We start from the raw sequence: 21,101 nt of genomic DNA on the forward strand, positions 1-21,101 counted from the left end.
AAATTAGAGTGAATGAAATAAAGGTGCTTATTGTAGATGATTCTGCATTTATGCGAAAACTAATCGGCGATTTTTTAGCATGTGACAGTCGTTTTCACGTTGTGGGTACCGCACGTAACGGTGAAGAAGGGTTAAAAAAAGCGCTCGAGCTGTCGCCAGACATTGTGACACTTGATATTGAAATGCCCAAAATGAATGGCTTAGATATGTTAAAACAGCTCATGCGTGTGAAGCCCCTTCCTGTTGTCATGTTATCGAGTACAACAATAGAAGGTGCTGAAAATACGCTGACCGCTATGCAGTACGGCGCAGTTGATTTTGTTGCTAAACCTTCGGGAGCTATTTCGCTGGACTTACACAAAGTGAAAGATGAGCTTATCTCTAAACTATTGCTTGCTAGTAAAGCCAACATATCTTCAAGCAGTCATCAGCACGTGCAAAACAGCAGTGTATATAACCTCCCGATGGGGACGAAAGTGAACAAAATGATTTGTATTGGCACTTCTACTGGAGGACCGCGTGCGCTACAAGAAGTATTATCAACTGTTTCAAAAGACATAAACGCACCTATTTTTATTGTGCAGCATATGCCTCCAAATTTTACAAAATCATTAGCGGTTAGACTAAATCAGCTAGCTGCTATTGAAGTGAAGGAAGCAAAAGACAATGAAATCGTTCGCTCAGGATGTGCTTATATTGCGCCTGGAGGTTTTCATATGACGGTTGTAGAGAAAAAAGGACAGCTTAGCATTTGTTTAGATACTTCTTCACCTGTAAAGGGACACCGCCCCTCAGTGGATCGTTTGTTTCAGTCGATTAGTAAAATTTCAGGTTATCAAAAACTTGCTATTGTGTTGACAGGAATGGGGGCGGATGGAACGGAAGGGGTTATTGATTTAAAGAAAAATAAAGACGCGCTTATATTGGCTGAATCGGAAGAAACAGCTGTCATTTATGGGATGCCCAAATCAGCCGTTTCTACAAAACTTGTTGATTATATTGAACCGTTGCGAAACGTTGGAAGCTTTATTTCTCGCTACGCACAGAAATAGGAGGGAAAGTTACGATGGATATGAATCAATATCTAGAAGTGTTTATTGAAGAAAGCAGGGAACATCTTCAAAACGTTAATGACCAGCTAATGCGTTTTGAAAAAAATACCGATGATCTTGGCTATGTAAACGAAATTTTTCGGTCTGCTCATACGTTAAAAGGTATGTCTGCAACAATGGGATTTGATGATTTAGCACAATTAACTCACAAAATGGAAAACGTGTTAGATGCTGTTCGAAATCACCAACTCGACGTTCATACGGAAGTTCTTGATGCTTTGTTTGAATCAGTCGATGCGCTAGAAATAATGGTTCAATCTATTTCTGAAGGCGGCGATGGTCAGCTTGATGTCAAATTGCTTGTTCAAAAGCTGCAGCGTATTGTAGCAGAGGAACCCGTAGCACAGCATGCAGCTTCTCCCATTGAGTACGATGAATTAGTACAAACGCTGCTCAGCCAAACGGCAGACCAAGGGTTTAACGCGTTTGAAATAACCGTACAGCTTGAACGCACCTGCTTATTAAAAGCTGCACGCGCTTATATGGTATTTGATGTGTTAGAGCAAGCAGGAGACGTCATTAAGTCAGCGCCAACTGTTCAAGATATCGAACAAGAAAAATTTGAATCATCTTTTATCGTTATATTAGTAACAAACGAATCACAAGAAAAGCTGCAGGCGAGCATTATGGAAGTCTCTGAAGTAGAAAGTGTGAAAATTGCTGCGGTCCCCGTAAAAAAGGAGACAGAAATGGAGGAGCTTGTTTCACCAGAAGTAGCAGCAGCCATACAGGAAGTTACTGTGTCAGCACCTTCTAAATCGCCTGTTGAAGAGAAAAGACAGCCCTCAAATAACAAGACGATTCGAGTTAATATTGACCGTTTGGACAGTCTCATGAACTTGTTTGAAGAACTAGTTATTGATAGAGGCAGGTTAGAACAAATATCAAAAGAATTGAATAACAGCGAATTAGACGAAACGGTAGAGCGGATGTCTCGTATTTCGGGAGACTTGCAAACGATTATTTTAAATATGCGTATGGTGCCTGTAGAAACCGTTTTTAATCGTTTTCCCCGTATGGTGAGACAGCTTTCAAAAGATTTAGGGAAACAAATTGAACTTCAAATTGTCGGAGCTGATACAGAGCTGGACCGGACCGTCATTGATGAAATTGGAGATCCGCTTGTTCACTTATTAAGAAATGCCGTTGACCACGGAATTGAAATGCCTCAAGCACGCTTAGAGAACGGAAAGAATGAAAAGGGAACGATTCGCCTTAAAGCTTATCATAGCGGAAATCATGTCTTTATTGATTTAGAAGATGACGGGGCGGGCATCAATCGTGAAAAGGTACTGCAAAAAGCGTTGGATCGAGGAATTATTGATGGGAAAACAGCTGAAACGCTGACGGATAAACAAGTGTACGAGCTCATTTTTGCTTCGGGCTTTTCGACGGCTGAGCAAATTTCAGATGTTTCCGGACGAGGAGTAGGTTTAGATGTCGTGAAAAACACGATTGAATCGCTAGGGGGTTCTGTAACGATCGATTCTAACGAAGGATACGGTTCGCGTTTTTCTATTCAACTGCCCCTCACTCTGTCTATCATTTCTGCTTTACTCGTGCAAATGAGTGAAGAGCGCTATGCCTTGCCGCTTTCTTCGATTATTGAAACAGCTATTGTTCAGCCCAAAGAGGTCATGCATGTACACGGTCAAAAGGTTATTGACTTTCGAGGAGCCATTATTCCTCTTCTTGATTTAAAAGAACTATTCACTGTGCCTAACTCAGTACAAGGTGATCATTATTCAGTAGTCATCGTGAAAAAAGGAGAAAAGACCGCTGGGCTAATTGTTGATTCTTTTATCGGTCAGCAGGAAATTGTTTTAAAATCTCTAGGTCATTATCTGCCGGGTGCGTTTGCTATTTCAGGAGCCACGATTTTAGGGGATGGACAAGTAGCACTTATCATTGATTGCAACGCTTTGATTAAATAACAAATGCTGTAAAAAGAAAGGGAGAAAGGCATGAAAATTATTGTGTTTCAATTAGGAGACGAGGAGTACGGAATCTCAGTAGAAGAAGTGCAGTCGATTGAAAAGATTCAGCACATAACACGCGTTCCTGGAGTAAAAGAATATGTAAAAGGTGTTATTAACCTTCGCGGTGTTATTACACCGATTATTGATTTGCGCACTCGTTTTAACTTGCAAGAACAGCTTAACCATGAGCTGACACGTATTATTATGGTTCGTCTTAATGATGTAGAAGCAGGTTTGATTGTCGATGCGGCAAATGATGTAGTGGATATTGATGAAAAAACGATTGCTTCAGTGCCTGAAACAGTTGAAGGAACGGCTGTAGAATACTTAAACGGAGTCGTTAAAGTAGATAGCCGTTTAATTGTTCTTCTAAATTTACCTAAAGTGCTCTCTTTAGAAGACCACCTCCAGTGAGTCAAACGAATAATGGATATCACGCTGAAGGTTCTAGGAGTTGAAGAATCGTGAGAGATGATAAACAAGTAATTAAGGTAGGAATTGCCGAGATGAATGTTACACATGCACCCGCAGTGCTTCGAACAGCGGGATTAGGATCATGTGTAGGAGTTGTTGTTTATGACTCTATTCACTCAGTAGCTGGGCTCGCCCATGTGATGCTTCCGGATTCAAGCGGAGCTAAATGTCCTTTTAATAGAGCAAAATATGCAGATACAGCCATTTTTGATTTGATAAATATGTTGATTAAACAAGGCGCACATAGAAAATTGTTAAAAGCAAAAATAGCAGGAGGCGCGCAGATGTTTCAATTTGAACCAAGAAATGATGTCATGCGAATTGGCCTTCGAAATGTTCAAGCAGTAGAGAGAGAGCTGCATAGAAACAGTGTAGAAATTGCAGCAAAAGCTACAGGAGGACACAACGGACGCACAATTGAATTTGATCCTCAAACGGCTATTTTAAAGGTTCGTACGATTAACGAAGGGATAAAAACGATATAAAGCGCGCTCTGACTGTTTAATAGCGCTATAAAAAGGAGTTGAAAGACCCTTGAAAAGTATACAAGAAGTTGAAGAACATAAAATTTGGCAGGAATGGATAGAGACGAAAGACTCACATGCGGGAAACATGCTTGTTAAAAAGTATATGCCGCTCGTTAACTATCACGTTCAGCGGATTAGCGTGGGGCTGCCGAAGAATATTCATAAAGAAGAGCTTCGTAGTTTAGGGTTAATCGGTCTTTACGATGCTTTGGAAAAGTTTGATTACGGTAGAGACTTAAAGTTTGATACATATGCGTCTTTTCGAATTCGAGGGGCGATAATAGACGGGCTTCGTAAAGAAGATTGGTTATCAAGAAGCGCAAGGGAAAAGACGAAAAGGATTGAGCAAGCAACAGAAGCACTTGAACAAAGGTACTTGCGCAGAGTTGCACCAAGTGAGGTTGCAAAAGAAGTAGGCATGACAGAAGCAGATGTCGTTCATACGATGAATGAAGGCTTTTTGGCTAACGTGTTGTCAATGGAAGAACAGCCGAAAGAGTATGAAGATGGAGAACAAAAATATACGATTAAAGATGAAAAAACGCTCTCTCCTGAAGAGGAGCTAATTAACGAAGAACGCTATCAAGAGCTTGCTGAAGTTATCGAGCAGCTAAATGAAAAAGAGCAGCTCGTTGTTTCATTATTCTATAAAGAAGAGTTGACTTTTACAGAAATCGCACAGCTGTTAGGGCTATCTACTTCACGTATTTCTCAAATTCATTCGAAAGCGCTGTTTAAAATGCGTACGAGTTTAAGTAAAATAATTTAGCAAAGAGGTAAAAGGATGGGGTTTTTACTCACAGTTAGTTTTTTAATTCATGGTCTATCACTGTTTTGCATTATTCTTTTATATATGCAAGTGACCAAAGTGAAAAGGATTGAACGCTTGCACCAGCAAAATATAAATAAAATGGAAGCTGCGATGAGTTCATATCTGGCTGAATTTCAAGAACAAAACGAGCAGTTTTTAAGGCAGCTTCGAGAGCTTTCCACTTCGCTTTCTTCGGAAGCGGAAAAAAGCAGCGTAAAATCACCTTTGGTAGATGAAGAAGACGTGCCTGTTCAAAGGGTGGATCTAAAAAGTGAGCCGTCCCAGTCGCTGCATGAACTTCTTTCTATAGAAGAAAATCAGAAGCATATACGCACACCTTTTGATGAATTAACTACAGACCAAATTCAAGATTTGTCAGATGAAGAGATAAAAGAATTTTCTGTTTATTCAAAAGGGAAAGGTTTAACAATTGAAGAAATTGCAAAACATGTACACAGAGGGAAAACTGAAATTGAATTATTATTGAAATTTCATCAATAAACTTAATGAAACGCTTGCTTGTGAAAAAGGAGTGTGCTATATTTGTTTTTGGTGTTATTACACACGCTTGTTGATTCGGTTGATGGTGCTACTTTTTGTAGTTTCGGCTGAAGATGAAATGAGCGGAGGAGACTTAAAACCATTAGGAGGAAAAACACATGTCAGTAATTTCAATGAAACAATTACTAGAAGCTGGTGTACATTTCGGTCACCAAACTCGCCGTTGGAACCCAAAGATGAAGAAATATATCTTCACTGAGCGTAACGGCATCTACATTATCGATCTTCAAAAAACAGTTAAGAAAGTAGAAGAAGCGTACAAATTCGTTAAAGAATTAGCTGCAGACGGCGGTACTGTTTTATTCGTAGGTACGAAAAAACAAGCTCAAGATTCTGTTAAAGAAGAAGCAGCTCGCGCTGGTATGTACTTTGTTAACCAACGTTGGTTAGGTGGTACATTAACTAACTTCTCAACTATCCAAAAACGTATCAAACGTTTAAAAGATATCGAAAAAATGCAAGAAGACGGTACTTTCGAAGTACTACCTAAGAAAGAAGTAGTTCAACTTAAAAAAGAGTTAGAGCGTCTTGAAAAATTCTTAGGCGGCATTAAAGATATGAAACAACTTCCAGATGCATTATTCATCATTGACCCTCGTAAAGAGCGTATTGCAGTAGCGGAAGCTAAAAAATTACACATTCCAATCGTTGGTATCGTAGACACTAACTGTGATCCAGACGAAATTGATTATGTAATCCCTGCAAACGATGATGCAATTCGTGCTGTTAAACTTTTAACTTCTAAAGTTGCTGATGCTATTCTAGAAGCTAAACAAGGTGAAGAAACAGCAGTTGAAACTGAAACAACTACTGCTTAATTCCGTGAAAGGTGATAAGAGGGAATAGCCTTTTATCACCTTTTTTTGAAAAGATTTAACCCATTTATATACATTAATTACATACCCAAACAAGGAGGCTACACATTATGGCAATTACTGCTCAAATGGTAAAAGAATTACGTGAAAAAACTGGCGCTGGTATGATGGATTGTAAAAAAGCGTTAACTGAAACTAACGGTGATATGGAGCAAGCAATCGATTTCTTACGTGAAAAAGGTATTGCAAAAGCTGCTAAAAAATCAGACCGTATTGCTGCTGAAGGTCTAACTTACATCGAAACTCAAGGTAACGAAGCTGTTATCTTAGAAGTTAACTCTGAAACTGATTTCGTTGCAAAAAACGAAGGTTTCCAAAAATTAACAAAAGAATTAGCTGCTCACATCTTAGCTAACAAACCAGCTGACGCTGCTGAAGCTGCTACTCAAAAAATGGAAAACGGTGCAACTGTTGAAGAACACATCAACTCTGCAATCGCTACAATCGGAGAAAAATTATCTCTACGTCGTTTCGCTGTAGCAACAAAAACTGATGCTGATGCATTCGGTGCTTACCTACATGCTGGCGGACGTATCGGTGTGTTAACAGTATTATCTGGTACAACTGAAGAAGCTGTTGCAAAAGACGTTGCTATGCACATCGCTGCAATCAACCCTAAATACATCTCTCGTGACCAAGTTTCTGCTGAAGAAACTGAGCGTGAGCGCGAAGTATTAACTCAACAAGCATTAAACGAAGGCAAACCAGAAAAAATCGTTGCAAAAATGGTTGAAGGTCGCCTTGGCAAATTCTTCGAAGATATTTGCTTACTAGATCAAACATTTGTTAAAAATCCTGATCAAAAAGTACGTCAGTTCGTTGAGAGCAAAGGCGCTACTGTTGAAAGCTTCGTTCGTTTTGAAGTAGGAGAAGGTATTGAGAAACGTCAAGACAACTTCGCTGAAGAAGTAATGAACCAAGTTAAAAAGTAAGGGTTTGACCGTATAGGGAACACTGTGTGTTCCCTTTTTTACAAAAGAGATCTCACCGTTAACGATGGAGGTAAGCATGAGTCAAGCAAAATATAATCGTATCGTATTAAAGTTAAGTGGAGAAGCATTAGCTGGTGAAGAGGGTTTTGGTATTAACCCATCTATCATCAAATCTGTTGCTGAACAAGTAAAAGCCGTTTATGAATTAGGTGTGGAAATTGCTGTAGTCGTTGGTGGTGGAAACATTTGGCGTGGTAAAATTGGCAGTGAAATGGGTATGGATCGTGCCGCTGCTGATTATATGGGAATGCTAGCAACAGTAATGAACTCTTTGGCTCTTCAAGATAGCTTAGAAAATATTGGTGTGCAAACACGAGTTCAGACTTCTATCGAGATGAGACAAGTAGCAGAGCCTTATATTAGAAGAAAAGCTGTTCGTCATCTTGAGAAAAAACGCGTTGTTATTTTCGCCGCGGGTACAGGAAACCCTTATTTCTCTACAGATACAACAGCAGCTTTGCGTGCAGCTGAAATCGAAGCTGACGTGATCTTAATGGCTAAAAACAACGTAGATGGCGTTTATAATGCGGATCCTAAGCTTGTACCTGATGCTGTAAAATACGAAACATTAACGTATATTGATGTTTTAAAAGATGGACTAGCTGTTATGGATTCTACAGCTTCTTCATTATGTATGGACAATGATATTCCGCTAATTGTTTTTTCAATTACGGAAGAAGGCAATATTAAACGTGCCGTTACAGGCGAAAACATTGGAACAATTGTAAAGGGGAAATAAACATGCCAAAACAAGTGTTGCAAAACGCAAAAGAAAGAATGGAAAAAGCAATTCAATCATTTAGCCGCGAACTAGCATCAATTCGTGCTGGACGTGCAAGCGCGTCACTTCTTGACCGCGTAACGGTAGAATACTACGGTGCACCAACACCAATTAACCAATTGGCGCAAGTAAGCGTGCCTGAAGCTCGTATGCTTGTTATTCAGCCTTATGACAAATCACAAATTGGTGAAGTTGAAAAAGCTATTTTAAAATCTGACTTAGGGTTAACACCTACAAGCGATGGAACTATTATCCGTTTATCGATTCCTGCTTTAACGGAAGAGCGTCGTCGTGAGTTAGTGAAAATGGTGAAAAAATATGCTGAAGAAGCAAAAGTTGCGGTTCGTAACGTACGCCGTGATGCAAACGATGATTTCAAAAAGTTAGAGAAAAAAGGTGAAATTACTGAAGACGATTTACGCGGCTACAGTGATGACATTCAAAAGCTAACGGATGATCATATCGTAAAAGTGGATAAAGTGGCGAAAGATAAAGAAGAAGAAATTATGGCAGTTTAAGTCATTTCAAGGTAAAATATATTGTAAAAGACCCTCTATTGTTTACAGGGGGTTTTTTTGTTAATAATGTGTAGTAAGAAAAAACTCACATAAGCCACACGTTTATGTGAGAGCGTACAACGGGGGACCTTTGCATGTTAAGAAAATTTCAAGCATGGAAGAAAAGTCAAGATTTAAATACACTGTCTTTGTCAGAACGAAAAGATCAAGTGAAACAGCACCCTGTTCCTGAACATATTGCAATTATTATGGATGGGAACGGTCGTTGGGCGCAAAAACGAGCTCTTCCTCGCATGATGGGCCATCATGAAGGAATGAAGGTAGTGCGTCATGTGACCAGATTGGCCAATGAATTAGGTGTTAAAGTATTAACTTTATATGCATTTTCCACTGAAAATTGGAAGCGCCCCAAAACTGAAGTCGAGTTTTTAATGAAACTGCCAGAGGAATTTTTAACAACCTTTCTGCCTGAGCTAATTGAAAAAAATGTGCAAGTTCGTATTATGGGGGATAAAAGTGAGCTCCCTGCCCATACGATTCGAGCCGTGGATAACGCAATTGAAAAAACAAAGCATAACACAGGGCTGATTTTAAACTTTGCGCTCAATTACGGTAGCCGTCACGAAATCATGGGCGCTATTCAGTCATTGGTAGAAGATGTAGAACAGGGAAAAGTAGCTTCCTCTTCTATTTCAGAAAATTTATTTTCTTCCTATTTAATGAGCAAAAGCCTTCCAGATCCGGATTTGCTTATTCGTACAAGCGGTGAGCTTCGCTTAAGTAATTTTATGCTTTGGCAGCTAGCTTACACAGAGTTTTGGTTTACAGAAGTATTATGGCCAGATTTTAAAGAAAATCATTTAATCGAAGCAGTCGAGGCGTTTCAAAAGCGCGGTCGCCGCTTTGGTGGTGTATAAGAAGGTGTGGAAAACAAGATGAAACAGCGCATTATCACCGCGATTGTAGCACTTGCGGTATTTGTGCCGATTGTTTTAATTGGAGGGTTACCTTTTACCCTTATCATGTATGTAATCGGAACAGTTGGTGTAATTGAGCTTTTAAAAATGAAACATTTGAAAGCAATGTCTTTTCCAAGTATCATTAGTTTATTGCTAACCTGGGTGTTTTTACTACCAAATGGAAGAGATGTTGCATTTCAATTCTTAAGTGAACATAAGATAGAAGTAGCGCTTGCTGCTGTCCTTCTTTTATTAATGTACACGGTTGTAGTTAAAAATAAATTTACCTTCGATGACGTTGGGTTTATTTTATTAACGACAGTATATGTTGGCTTTGGCTTTCATTATTTTATCGAGGTTCGTCAAGAGTTCGGGTTAGCTTATTTGTTCTTTGCTTTTCTTATTATTTGGGCGACGGATTCCGGAGCTTATTTTATTGGACGAGCAATGGGGAAACGAAAGCTATGGCCGGAAATCAGTCCCAATAAAACAATTGAAGGTTTTGTTGGTGGCGTCGTATGCGCTATTGTAGTAGCCATTGTATTTAAGCTGTTAGCAAATATTGATCAAACTATGATTGAATTACTTGTAATTGGTATTATCGTATCGTTATTTGGACAGATGGGTGATCTTGTACAATCAGCGTTCAAACGTCACTATGGCGTAAAAGATTCAGGGAAAATTTTACCCGGTCATGGTGGGATTTTAGACCGTTTTGACAGTTTAATGTTCATCATGCCAATTTTAGCTTTTTTATTATCTCTATAAAAAAGATGTCTTTGTTTTAATAGGAGTGAATATACTTGAAGAAAATTTCCTTGTTAGGAGCTACAGGTTCAATCGGTACTCAAACCGTTGATATTGTTAGAGCGCATCCGGAGCATTTTGAGCTCTCAGCAATCTCTGTAGGTCGAAATATTAATGAAGCAAGAAAGATTATTCAGCAGTGTAAGCCAGCCCTTGTTTCTGTGATGAAGAAAGAAGATTGTCTGTCACTGCAAGCAGAATTCCCTTCTATTCGATTTGTTTATGGAGAAGAAGGGCTTGTGGAAGTGGCAACTCATCCATCCACAGAAGTTTTAGTAAATGCGGTTCTTGGAAGTGTAGGGTTGACTCCTACGCTAGAAGCAATCAAAATGAGAAAAACGATTGCTATTGCAAATAAGGAGACACTTGTTACCGCTGGTCACCTTGTCATGGAAGCAGCCAAGGAATATGGCGCTGATATTTTACCGGTAGACAGTGAGCACTCAGCTATTTTTCAAAGTTTGCAAGGGCAAGATCAAAAAGCAATAGACCGTTTAATTTTAACGGCTTCTGGAGGGAGCTTTCGAGATAAAACGAGAGCAGAACTACAGGGAGTAACGGTTGAAGATGCGTTAAATCATCCAAACTGGTCGATGGGAGCTAAAATTACAATTGATTCGGCAACGATGATGAATAAGGGACTAGAAGTGATTGAAGCACATTGGCTTTTTGATCTTCCCTATGAGAAAATTGATGTATTGTTACATAAAGAAAGCATCATTCATTCTATGGTAGAGTATTCTGATACAAGCGTTATTGCTCAGCTTGGAACGCCTGATATGCGCGTGCCAATTCAATACGCGTTAACTTATCCAAAACGCATGTCTTTACCTAACACCAAGCGTTTAAGTTTGGCGGATATTGGTCAGCTTCACTTTGCTAAAATGGATGAAGAGCGTTTTCGCTGTTTAGCTTTTGCATTTGAGGCTGGCAAAGCGGGTGGAACACTTCCGACTGTTTTAAATGCAGCTAATGAAGAAGCTGTTCAAGCCTTTTTAGATGGTCACATTACATTTTTACAAATTGAAGATGTGATTGAAAAAGCAATGAATGAACATACTGTAATACAGAAACCTTGTTTATCTACTATTAAAGAAGTAGATTTAGAAGCAAGAGAGTTTGTTAGATCCGCCATCTCTCGATAATGTGCGTGCGAGAGAAGCCACTCACTTATTTCTGGTGGGTGGAGGTTTGACTCTATTACATGAAGGGGGTAATACCCATTGAACACAGTCATTGCGTTTGTCGTCATTTTTGGAGCTCTTGTATTCTTTCATGAGCTTGGTCATTTAGTTTTTGCAAAGCGTGCAGGCATCTTATGCCGTGAGTTTGCCATTGGGTTTGGTCCCAAAATCTTTTCATTTAAACGAGATGAAACAGTTTATACCATTCGTTTGCTGCCTCTAGGTGGATTTGTTCGAATGGCTGGAGAAGACCCAGAAATGATCGAAGTTAAGCCTGGTCAAATGGTGGGCCTCATGTTTGATAAGGAAGGCAAAGTAAATAAAGTCATTATTAACAACAAGGAACAGCATCCAAATGCAAAAGTTATTGAGGTAGAGCAAGCAGACTTAGAGCATAATCTATTTATTTCAGGTTATGAAGAAGGTGAAGATGAACGTCTGCAAAAATTTGAGGTAGCAGAAGAATCTTACTTCGTTATGGACGGAGAAGAAATTCAAATTGCACCTTACAGCCGTCAGTTTGCTTCCAAAACTCTTGGTCAGCGTGCGCTAGCCATTTTCGCTGGTCCGCTAATGAACTTTATATTAGCCTTTGTTATTTTTATCGTTCTTGGGATTTCTCAAGGATATGTTGTTGACAAACCTGTGATGGGCAAATTAACATCAGATGGAGTAGCCGTTGATGCGGGACTTAAACAAGGAGATAAAGTTCAAGCAATTGATGGACAAAGTGTTTCAACGTGGGATGATGTCGTAAAAGTAATTCAAAAACATCCTGAACAGCAAATTACATTCACGGTTCAGCGCGGCAGCAAAACGCTAGATATTCCGATTACACCTGAAAGTCGCAAAGTGGGGGAACAGACAATTGGACTAATTGGCGTATATGCACCGGTTGAAAAGTCATTCATTGGTTCGATTACGCACGGAGCTACTGAAACATATACGTGGATGAAAGAAATCTTAACGGGTCTAGGGAAGCTTGTGACAGGACAGTTCAAACTGGATATGCTTTCTGGTCCTGTAGGTATTTACGCAGCAACCGATCAAGTAGCACAGTCAGGCATTTATTATCTAATGAAATGGGCAGCCGTTTTAAGTATTAACTTAGGGATTGTCAATTTGCTTCCACTTCCTGCTTTAGATGGAGGACGACTGTTGTTCTTCGCTGTAGAAGGAATTCGCGGTAAGCCAATTGATCGTCAAAAAGAAGGGATTGTTCATTTTATCGGTTTTGCTTTATTAATGCTGCTGATGCTCGTTGTAACGTGGAACGATATTCAAAAGTTCTTTTTATAAGACATACGTTCAGCGAGGGATATTCCCTCGCTGATTATATGAAAATTGCGGCATGGTCCGCCTTAAAAAAATAAGATAGAGAAGTAAGCAAAGAGGTGCGAGGTTATGAGACAAAGTTCTACATTGATTCCTACATTAAGAGAAGTGCCAGCTGATGCGGATATAAAAAGCCATCAGCTTCTATTGCGCGCAGGTTATATGCGCCAAAATGCAAGCGGCGTGTACAGTTTTTTACCGCTTGGTAAGCGCGTGTTGCAAAAAGTTGAACAAATTGTTCGTGAAGAGATGGACCGTGCAGGTTCTGTCGAATTATTGATGCCTGCTTTACAACAAGCTGAATTGTGGCAAGAGTCTGGCCGCTGGTATTCATATGGACCTGAGTTAATGCGTATGAAAGATCGTCACGGCCGTGAATTTGCTTTGGGAGCAACACACGAAGAAGTTATCACAAGCTTGCTTCGTGACGAAGTGAAGTCATACAAACGTTTACCGCTAAATTTATATCAAATTCAAACGAAGTTCCGCGATGAAAAACGTCCACGCTTTGGCTTATTACGCGGTCGTGAATTTATTATGAAAGATGCATATTCGTTTCATGCTTCTCAAGAAAGTTTAGATGAAGTATATGACAAAATGTTTGCTGCCTACAGCCGCATCTTTGAGCGCTGCGGATTAAATTTCCGTGCGGTTATCGCTGATTCAGGTGCAATGGGCGGAAAAGATACGCATGAATTTATGGTTCTTTCTGAAATCGGGGAAGATACAATTGCTTATTCAGATACATCTTCTTATGCAGCAAATGTTGAAATGGCACCGGTTGTAAATACCTATGAAAAATCAACTGAAGCTGAAAAAGAATTAACAAAGGTAGAAACACCAAATCAGCATAGCATTGAAGACGTAGCTGCTTTCTTAAATGTTGAAGCGACTTCTTGTATCAAGTCACTTTTATTTAAAGTAGATGATCGTTTTGTGCTTGTACTTGTTCGCGGGGACCACGAAGTAAACGATATTAAAGTGAAAAACTATTTTGAAGCTTCCGTTGTTGAACTGGCAACTCCAGAAGAAACAAAAGAAGTATTAAAATGCGCAGTTGGTTCAGTAGGACCGATTGGAGTAAGTGATTCAGTAGAAGTGGTAGCTGATCATGCGGTAAAAGCAATTGCTAACGGTGTATGCGGAGCAAATGAAGAAGGTTATCACTACACAAATGTGAATGAACGTAACTTTAATGCAACTTACGAAGATTTCCGCTTCATCCAAGAAGGGGATCAGTCACCGGATGGACAAGGCGTTATTAAGTTTGCTAAAGGTATTGAAGTCGGACACGTCTTTAAGCTAGGAACGCGCTACAGTGAAGCGATGGGAGCAACGTATCTAGATGAGAACGGACGCAGCCAGCCAATGATTATGGGCTGCTATGGTATCGGTGTTTCTCGTACAGTAGCTGCGATTGCAGAACAATTTAATGATGAAAACGGTCTTCTATGGCCAGAAGCTGTTACGCCTTATCATGTGCACGTTATTCCAGTTAACGTGAAAAATGATGAACAGCGTGAACTAGGTGAGAAATTATATAATGAGTTATTAGATAATCGCTTTGAAGTGCTGTTAGACGACCGCCAAGAGCGTGCAGGAGTAAAATTTGCAGATTCAGATCTAATTGGTCTTCCTGTTCGAGTAACAGTTGGTAAACGTGCATCTGAAGGAATTGTAGAAGTAAAAGTACGCAAAACCGGGGAGTCATTAGAAGTGTCAGTTGACAATCTTGTTTCAACAGTGAAAGAACTGCTAGCGAAGTAATGAAGCAGCGGGGATTTGTATCCCTGCTGTTTTTATGTTTATAAACAGAACATATGACAGAATAGAAGTCATTTATGTTAAAATAGATTGCACTCATTTATAAAAGGAGGCAGAAAACTTGGAAGCACAAACGCTAGGAAAAAAAGAGCGTTTTAAGTTGCTGCTGCAGCAGTTAGAGCTGACGAGTGATCAAATTGTTCCTTACTTTGAAAACGCAGCGATTGAAAAGCTCGTCATTCAGAAAGAACAAAAAAAATGGCATTTCCATTTTTCTTTAGAAGGGTTATTACCTTTTGAGATTTATGAGTTATTCCATGCTCGCATGTCTTCAGCTTTTTCTCATATTGCGAGTGTTTCTTTTTCTATTCAAACCGTTAATAAACAATGTACGGAAGAGCATGTACAGTCATATTGGAAGCATTGTATTGGAGAAATGCAGGGCATATCTCCGCTTTTACAGTCGCTTTTACAAGATCAAATGCCGAGATTGAACGGTGCCAAGTTGATTGTGAACGCACGACATGATGCAGAAGGAACGGCTTTACGTAAAAAGTATAGTCAGTTAATTGCTGATCAGTATGCGTCCTATGGGTTTCCGAACCTTCAGCTAATGACGGAAGTTGTACATTCAGAAGAAGCATTTCAGCAGTTTGTAGAGCAACGAAAACAAGAAGATACAGAAAAAGTATTACAAGCCATCACAGAGATGCAAAATAAAGAAAATGAAAAAAGTGATGGACCAGACCTACCAAAAGGTCCGCTTACAATTGGATATACGATTAAAGACGAGACGGTTCGCCTGGACTCCATTGTAGATGAAGAAAAGCGAATTGCCGTTGAAGGATACGTATTTGATGCAGAAACGAGAGAATTACGAAGCGGACGTACGCTTCTTATTTTTAAAGTGACAGATTATACAAACTCTATTATGGTTAAAATGTTTTCACGTGACAAAGAAGATATTCCTTTACTTCAAGCGATTAAAAAAGGAATGTGGGTAAAGGTGCGCGGAAGTGTACAAAACGATACATTTGTCCGTGATCTAGTTATGATTGGAAATGATGTTAACGAGATTACCGGTCCCGCTAGACAGGATACAGCGCCTGAAGATGAAAAGCGTGTGGAACTTCACTTGCATACGCCAATGAGTCAAATGGATGCCGTTTCATCTGTTGGAGCTTTAGTCGGACAAGCCAAAAAATGGGGACATCCGGCTGTAGCGATAACTGATCACGCGGTTGCACAGTCGTTTCCTGAAGCGTATGGAGCCGGGAAAAAGAACGGCATTAAAATACTGTACGGAGTGGAAGTCAATTTAGTGGACGACGGCGTACCGATTGCCTATAATCCGCAGCATGTGGATTTGACAGAAGCAACTTACGTAGTATTTGACGTCGAAACAACCGGTTTGTCAGCCGTATACGATACCATTATTGAACTTGCTGCCGTGAAGATGAAAGAAGGCGAAATCATCGATCGATTTGAACGGTTTGCAAATCCTCATCATCCTCTGTCTGCAACAACAATTGAGCTGACGGGTATTACAGATGATATGGTCCAAAATGCGCCTGAAATCTCAGAAGTACTTCGGGATTTTCACGAGTGGATGGGCGACAGTATTTTAGTCGCTCATAATGCAAGCTTTGATATGGGATTTTTAAATATGGGACTGCAAAAAATCGGATTAGAAAAAGCAGCTAACGGCGTTATTGATACGCTTGAACTCGGAAGATTTTTGTATCCGCATATGAAAAACCATCGTTTAAATACTCTTGCTAAAAAGTTTGATATTGAACTTGTGCAGCATCACCGCGCGATTTACGATGCGGAAACAACCGGCTATTTGTTAAATAAAATGCTGAAAGATGCATTTGAACGCGAAATTACGATGCACGATCGCTTAAATGATTATATGGGAGAAGGGAATGCATATCAGCGGGCCCGTCCTTATCATGCGACGCTTTTAGCACAAAACGACGTAGGTTTAAAAAATCTATTCAAACTCGTTTCGATTTCTCATTTAAATTACTTTTATCGAGTTCCGCGAATTCCAAGATCTCAGCTCGACAAATATCGAGAAGGCATCTTGATTGGAACCGCATGTGACCGGGGCGAAGTATTCGAAGGCATGATGCAAAAAGGAATTGATGAAGTAGAAGGAGCAGCTGAATTTTATGATTACATCGAAGTGCAGCCTCCTGACAACTACAAGCACTTAATTGAACTGGATTTAGTGCGGGATGAGAAAGCCTTAAAAGATATTATCAGCAATATTGTGAAGCTCGGTGAAAAGATTGGAAAGCCGGTTGTAGCAACAGGAAATGTTCACTATCTCAATCCGGAAGACAAAATTTACCGAAAAATTTTAATTGGTTCACAAGGGGGGGCTAACCCGTTAAACCGTCATCAGCTGCCGGATGTTCATTTTAGATCAACGGATGAGATGCTGAATTGTTTTTCATTTTTAGACGGGGAGAAAGCGAAAGAAATTGTTGTTCATAATACGCAAAAAATAGCGGATATGATTGACGATATTAAACCAATTAAAGATGATTTATATACGCCGAAAATTGAAGGCGCAGACGAAGAAATGCGTGAAATGAGCTATGCGATGGCACGCAGCATCTACGGTGAAGAGCTGCCTGAAGTAGTAGAAGCTCGCCTAGAGAAAGAGTTGAAAAGTATTATCGGCCACGGGTTTGCCGTTATTTACTTGATCTCGCATAAACTCGTTAAAAAATCGTTGAATGATGGTTACTTAGTTGGTTCACGTGGTTCCGTAGGTTCTTCATTCGTTGCGACGATGACAGAAATTACAGAAGTAAATCCACTGCCTCCGCATTATGTTTGTCCAAAATGTAAGAAATCCGAGTTTTTTAATGACGGTTCCGTTGGTTCTGGGTTTGACTTGCCGGATAAAAGCTGCGACGATTGTGGGGTACCATTTATTAAAGACGGACACGATATTCCGTTTGAAACGTTCTTAGGATTCAAAGGAGATAAAGTTCCCGATATCGATTTGAACTTCTCCGGAGAGTATCAGCCGCGAGCTCATAACTATACAAAAGTACTGTTTGGACAAGATAATGTATACCGCGCGGGAACAATCGGTACAGTAGCTGAAAAAACAGCTTATGGCTATGTAAAAGGCTATGCCGGTGACCGTGATTTACATTTGCGAAACGCAGAAGTGGATCGTTTAGTAGCAGGATGTACGGGCGTAAAACGTACAACGGGTCAGCATCCAGGGGGGATTATCGTTGTACCGGACTATATGGATATTTTCGATTTTTCACCGATCCAGTTTCCAGCTGATGACCGTAATTCCGAATGGAGAACAACTCATTTTGACTTCCATTCGATTCATGATAATTTATTAAAACTTGATATACTCGGACACGATGATCCGACCGTGATTCGCATGCTTCAAGATTTAAGTGGAATTGATCCAAAAACAATTCCGACGGATGATCCTGAAGTGATGAAAATTTTTAGCGGAACGGAATCACTTGGCGTAACAGAAGAGCAAATTATGTGTAAAACAGGAACGCTTGGCATACCTGAGTTTGGAACGCGCTTTGTGCGTCAAATGTTAGAAGATACGAAGCCAACGACGTTTTCAGAGCTTGTTCAAATCTCAGGACTGTCACACGGGACGGACGTATGGCTTGGTAATGCGCAGGAGCTAATTCGCAATGATATTTGCAACTTAAGTGAAGTAATCGGCTGTCGTGATGACATCATGGTTTATCTGATTTATCAAGGTCTTGAACCTTCACTTGCCTTTAAAATTATGGAGTCTGTACGTAAAGGGAAAGGGCTAACACCTGAATTTGAAGAGGAAATGATCAAAAATGGTGTTCCGGACTGGTATATTGATTCTTGTAAAAAGATTAAGTATATGTTCCCTAAAGCCCATGCGGCTGCTTATGTATTGATGGCCGTGCGTATTGCTTATTTCAAAGTGCACCACGCGCTTCTTTATTACGCAGCATACTTTACGGTTCGTGCAGATGACTTTGATATTGATACGATGATCAAAGGCTCAACTGCCATTCGAGCGAAGATGGAAGAAATCAATGCCAAAGGTTTAGATGCATCTCCTAAAGAGAAAAACTTATTAACGGTGCTTGAGCTTTCTTTAGAAATGTGCGAACGAGGCTATTCGTTTAAAAAAGTAGATTTATATGAATCTAGCGCAGACGAATTTTTAATTGACGGCACGTCTTTAGTTCCACCGTTTAATGCCATTCCCGGTCTTGGCACAAATGCAGCGCTGAACATTGTAAAAGCTCGTGAAACGGGAGAGTTTTTATCGAAAGAAGATTTGCAGCAGCGAGGCAAAGTATCGAAGACGATTTTAGAGTATCTAGACAACCATGGATGCCTTGAATCATTACCTGATCAGAACCAGCTTTCTCTTTTCTAACATTTGCATAAAATAAGCGGTTATGATATAGTAATTGTGGAAATGCTAAGGATACGGACGAGAAAGAGTGGGGAAACCCGCTCTTTCTTATTGATATGAACTTACTGACATAGTAAGTAGTATGGAGAACGAATCGGCTTCTAGCATGATTCGTTTTTTCTGTAGATTTTCAATCACCATGATTGATTTATTATGTGACGTTTAAAATCCTGCAACACAAACGACAACATTTCCACTCTAGTAGGTTAGACCTCTTATAGAGTGCAAAATAAAAATAGCAAATAAACCACTCTTTTTTGATATAAGAGACATAAAAAACGCGTAACCTAAACATACCATGCAATGTCTCGAAGGGAGGATTAGAATGAGTAAAAATGTAAAACAAACAGTGGAAGAAATGGTTTCCCCTATCTTAGAGGAAATGAATTTAGAGCTTGTTGAAATTGAATACGTAAAAGAAGGAAAAGATTGGTTTTTACGTGTGTTTATCGACTCTGATACTGGCGTGGATATCGAAGACTGCGGAGCAGTAAGTGAAAAATTGAGTGAGAAAATGGATGCAATAGATCCAATCCCTCATAACTATTTTTTAGAAGTATCATCGCCTGGTGCGGAACGCCCATTAAAAAAAGATAAAGATTTTGAACGTGCAATTGGTAAGCATGTATACATAAAAACATATGAACCAATTGAAGGTGCAAAAGAATTTGAAGGCGAATTACAATCATTTGACGGAGAAACTGTCACATTATCTATTCGTATCAAAACACGCACAAAAACGGTGGTTTTACCATATGACAAAGTCGCTTTTGCTCGATTAGCGATTGTATTTTAATGTGTAGGGGCCAATATTAAAGGGGGATTATCCAACGATGAGCAGTGAGTTATTTGATGCCTTAGTCATTCTTGAAAAAGAGAAAGGCATTAGCAAAGATGTAATTATTGAAGCAATTGAAGCAGCGCTAATTTCTGCTTACAAACGCAACTTTAACCAAGCGCAAAACGTACGCGTTGATTTAAATTTAGAAAGAGGTTCAATGCGCGTGTTTGCTCGCAAAGATGTGGTTGATGAAGTATATGATCCACGCCTGGAAATTTCGGTTGAAGAAGCACAAACAATCAACCCTAACTTCCAACTAGACGATGTGGTTGAAATCGAAGTAACGCCAAAAGACTTTGGACGCATCGCGGCTCAAACAGCAAAACAAGTTGTTACACAGCGTGTTCGTGAGGCGGAACGAGGCGTTATCTATTCAGAGTTCAGCGATCGCGAAGAAGATATTATGACAGGTATTGTTCAGCGTCAAGATTCTCGCTTCATCTATGTGAGCCTTGGCAAAATTGAAGCATTGCTTCCTCAAAGCGAGCAAATGCCAAATGAGCAGTATAAACCTCATGATCGTATTAAAGTGTATATTACGAAAGTAGAAAAAACAACAAAAGGCCCGCAAATCTATGTTTCACGTACGCACCCAGGTCTTTTAAAACGTCTTTTCGAAAAAGAAGTACCGGAAATCTATGACGGTACAGTTGAATTAAAATCAGTAGCTCGCGAAGCTGGAGACCGTTCAAAAATCTCTGTTCATTCTGAGTATGCTGAAGTAGATCCGGTCGGTTCTTGTGTTGGGCCAAAAGGTCAGCGCGTACAGGCTGTTGTAAATGAACTAAAAGGTGAAAAAATTGACATCGTTCGCTGGTCAAATGATCCAGTTGAATTTGTTGCCAACGCTTTAAGTCCATCTAAGGTAGTAGATGTGATTGTAGATGAAAATGAAAAAGCAACAACTGTTATCGTTCCTGACTATCAGCTGTCACTTGCAATTGGTAAACGTGGACAAAATGCACGTCTAGCTGCTAAGCTGACAGGCTGGAAAATTGATATTAAAAGTCAATCAGAAGCTGAACAAGAAGGCATGGTTGTAAAAAACAGCGATGATATGCTAGTAAGTCAACATGCATTTGATTCAGATGAAGATATGGAATAAGAGGT

Annotated in this window: 18 protein-coding genes; all 18 read left to right on the plus strand. The window is 39.8% G+C overall.

The features are described 5' to 3' along the window. Positions 1 to 8 precede the first annotated feature (8 nt). The 18 genes from AC1DEF_RS03670 to nusA all read left to right on the plus strand — a co-directional run bounded on the left by AC1DEF_RS03670 (position 9) and on the right by nusA (position 21,096). Positions 9 to 1,052: a protein-glutamate methylesterase/protein-glutamine glutaminase gene (locus tag AC1DEF_RS03670; protein ID WP_097824497.1), complete on the plus strand. Its 1,044-nt coding sequence runs from the start codon at positions 9 to 11 to the stop codon at positions 1,050 to 1,052. Between the two features lie 14 nt (positions 1,053 to 1,066). Further along, on the plus strand, positions 1,067 to 3,046 hold the full coding sequence (locus tag AC1DEF_RS03675) for a chemotaxis protein CheA (RefSeq protein ID WP_097824496.1): 1,980 nt from the start codon (positions 1,067 to 1,069) through the stop codon (positions 3,044 to 3,046). A 30-nt stretch (positions 3,047 to 3,076) separates the two neighbouring features. Then, the gene (locus tag AC1DEF_RS03680; protein WP_014458457.1) at positions 3,077 to 3,505 is read left to right on the plus strand and encodes a chemotaxis protein CheW; all 429 of its coding nucleotides are present in this window, start codon (positions 3,077 to 3,079) and stop codon (positions 3,503 to 3,505) included. Positions 3,506 to 3,555: 50 nt separating this feature from the next. After that, positions 3,556 to 4,050 carry a chemotaxis protein CheD gene (locus AC1DEF_RS03685; protein WP_016765382.1) on the plus strand — a complete coding sequence of 165 codons (495 nt, stop codon included), beginning with the start codon at positions 3,556 to 3,558 and terminating at the stop codon, positions 4,048 to 4,050. A 49-nt stretch (positions 4,051 to 4,099) separates the two neighbouring features. Beyond that, on the plus strand, positions 4,100 to 4,861 hold the full coding sequence (locus tag AC1DEF_RS03690; RefSeq protein WP_043976506.1) for a FliA/WhiG family RNA polymerase sigma factor: 762 nt from the start codon (positions 4,100 to 4,102) through the stop codon (positions 4,859 to 4,861). A 15-nt stretch (positions 4,862 to 4,876) separates the two neighbouring features. After that, the gene (locus AC1DEF_RS03695) at positions 4,877 to 5,404 is read left to right on the plus strand and encodes a hypothetical protein (protein WP_097824495.1); all 528 of its coding nucleotides are present in this window, start codon (positions 4,877 to 4,879) and stop codon (positions 5,402 to 5,404) included. Between the two features lie 158 nt (positions 5,405 to 5,562). Next, positions 5,563 to 6,282, plus strand: coding sequence for a 30S ribosomal protein S2 (gene rpsB / locus AC1DEF_RS03700; protein WP_013058850.1), 720 nt, complete (start codon positions 5,563 to 5,565; stop codon positions 6,280 to 6,282). Between the two features lie 107 nt (positions 6,283 to 6,389). Further along, the gene (gene tsf, locus AC1DEF_RS03705; RefSeq protein WP_013058849.1) at positions 6,390 to 7,271 is read left to right on the plus strand and encodes a translation elongation factor Ts; all 882 of its coding nucleotides are present in this window, start codon (positions 6,390 to 6,392) and stop codon (positions 7,269 to 7,271) included. Between the two features lie 76 nt (positions 7,272 to 7,347). Continuing rightward, complete coding sequence (gene pyrH, locus AC1DEF_RS03710) at positions 7,348 to 8,070, plus strand: UMP kinase (RefSeq protein WP_013058848.1); 723 nt, start codon at positions 7,348 to 7,350, stop codon at positions 8,068 to 8,070. Between the two features lie 2 nt (positions 8,071 to 8,072). After that, positions 8,073 to 8,630 carry a ribosome recycling factor gene (frr, locus tag AC1DEF_RS03715; RefSeq protein WP_013058847.1) on the plus strand — a complete coding sequence of 186 codons (558 nt, stop codon included), beginning with the start codon at positions 8,073 to 8,075 and terminating at the stop codon, positions 8,628 to 8,630. A gap of 134 nt (positions 8,631 to 8,764) precedes the next feature. Next, positions 8,765 to 9,547 (plus strand): isoprenyl transferase, encoded by a 783-nt coding sequence (locus tag AC1DEF_RS03720; RefSeq protein ID WP_028410833.1) that lies wholly within the window; start codon positions 8,765 to 8,767, stop codon positions 9,545 to 9,547. An 18-nt stretch (positions 9,548 to 9,565) separates the two neighbouring features. After that, complete coding sequence (locus AC1DEF_RS03725) at positions 9,566 to 10,357, plus strand: phosphatidate cytidylyltransferase (protein WP_014458463.1); 792 nt, start codon at positions 9,566 to 9,568, stop codon at positions 10,355 to 10,357. Positions 10,358 to 10,392: 35 nt separating this feature from the next. After that, complete coding sequence (gene dxr / locus AC1DEF_RS03730) at positions 10,393 to 11,541, plus strand: 1-deoxy-D-xylulose-5-phosphate reductoisomerase (protein ID WP_013058844.1); 1,149 nt, start codon at positions 10,393 to 10,395, stop codon at positions 11,539 to 11,541. Positions 11,542 to 11,619: 78 nt separating this feature from the next. Next, positions 11,620 to 12,879, plus strand: a complete 1,260-nt coding sequence (rseP, locus tag AC1DEF_RS03735; RefSeq protein ID WP_043976513.1) for an RIP metalloprotease RseP — start codon at positions 11,620 to 11,622, stop codon at positions 12,877 to 12,879. A 105-nt stretch (positions 12,880 to 12,984) separates the two neighbouring features. Next, complete coding sequence (locus AC1DEF_RS03740) at positions 12,985 to 14,682, plus strand: proline--tRNA ligase (RefSeq protein ID WP_043976515.1); 1,698 nt, start codon at positions 12,985 to 12,987, stop codon at positions 14,680 to 14,682. A gap of 118 nt (positions 14,683 to 14,800) precedes the next feature. After that, entirely contained in the window at positions 14,801 to 19,111 is a 4,311-nt protein-coding gene (locus AC1DEF_RS03745; RefSeq protein WP_097824494.1) for a PolC-type DNA polymerase III, read from the plus strand. 364 nt (positions 19,112 to 19,475) lie between these two features. Then, the gene (gene rimP, locus AC1DEF_RS03750; RefSeq protein WP_074893349.1) at positions 19,476 to 19,946 is read left to right on the plus strand and encodes a ribosome maturation factor RimP; all 471 of its coding nucleotides are present in this window, start codon (positions 19,476 to 19,478) and stop codon (positions 19,944 to 19,946) included. Between the two features lie 37 nt (positions 19,947 to 19,983). Continuing rightward, positions 19,984 to 21,096, plus strand: a complete 1,113-nt coding sequence (nusA, locus tag AC1DEF_RS03755; RefSeq protein WP_013058839.1) for a transcription termination factor NusA — start codon at positions 19,984 to 19,986, stop codon at positions 21,094 to 21,096. The last annotated feature ends 5 nt before the right edge of the window (positions 21,097 to 21,101 follow it).

This window comes from Priestia sp. 10L35 (genome assembly GCF_056395685.1).

Coding starts and splice junctions, on each gene's coding strand:
- AC1DEF_RS03725 (WP_014458463.1), top strand. CDS start 9,566: ATGAAACAGCGCATTATCACCGCGATTGTAGCACTTGCGGTATTTGTG.
- AC1DEF_RS03675 (WP_097824496.1), top strand. CDS start 1,067: ATGGATATGAATCAATATCTAGAAGTGTTTATTGAAGAAAGCAGGGAA.
- AC1DEF_RS03695 (WP_097824495.1), top strand. CDS start 4,877: ATGGGGTTTTTACTCACAGTTAGTTTTTTAATTCATGGTCTATCACTG.
- nusA (WP_013058839.1), top strand. CDS start 19,984: ATGAGCAGTGAGTTATTTGATGCCTTAGTCATTCTTGAAAAAGAGAAA.
- AC1DEF_RS03680 (WP_014458457.1), top strand. CDS start 3,077: ATGAAAATTATTGTGTTTCAATTAGGAGACGAGGAGTACGGAATCTCA.
- pyrH (WP_013058848.1), top strand. CDS start 7,348: ATGAGTCAAGCAAAATATAATCGTATCGTATTAAAGTTAAGTGGAGAA.
- tsf (WP_013058849.1), top strand. CDS start 6,390: ATGGCAATTACTGCTCAAATGGTAAAAGAATTACGTGAAAAAACTGGC.
- frr (WP_013058847.1), top strand. CDS start 8,073: ATGCCAAAACAAGTGTTGCAAAACGCAAAAGAAAGAATGGAAAAAGCA.
- rimP (WP_074893349.1), top strand. CDS start 19,476: ATGAGTAAAAATGTAAAACAAACAGTGGAAGAAATGGTTTCCCCTATC.
- AC1DEF_RS03740 (WP_043976515.1), top strand. CDS start 12,985: ATGAGACAAAGTTCTACATTGATTCCTACATTAAGAGAAGTGCCAGCT.
- AC1DEF_RS03720 (WP_028410833.1), top strand. CDS start 8,765: ATGTTAAGAAAATTTCAAGCATGGAAGAAAAGTCAAGATTTAAATACA.
- rpsB (WP_013058850.1), top strand. CDS start 5,563: ATGTCAGTAATTTCAATGAAACAATTACTAGAAGCTGGTGTACATTTC.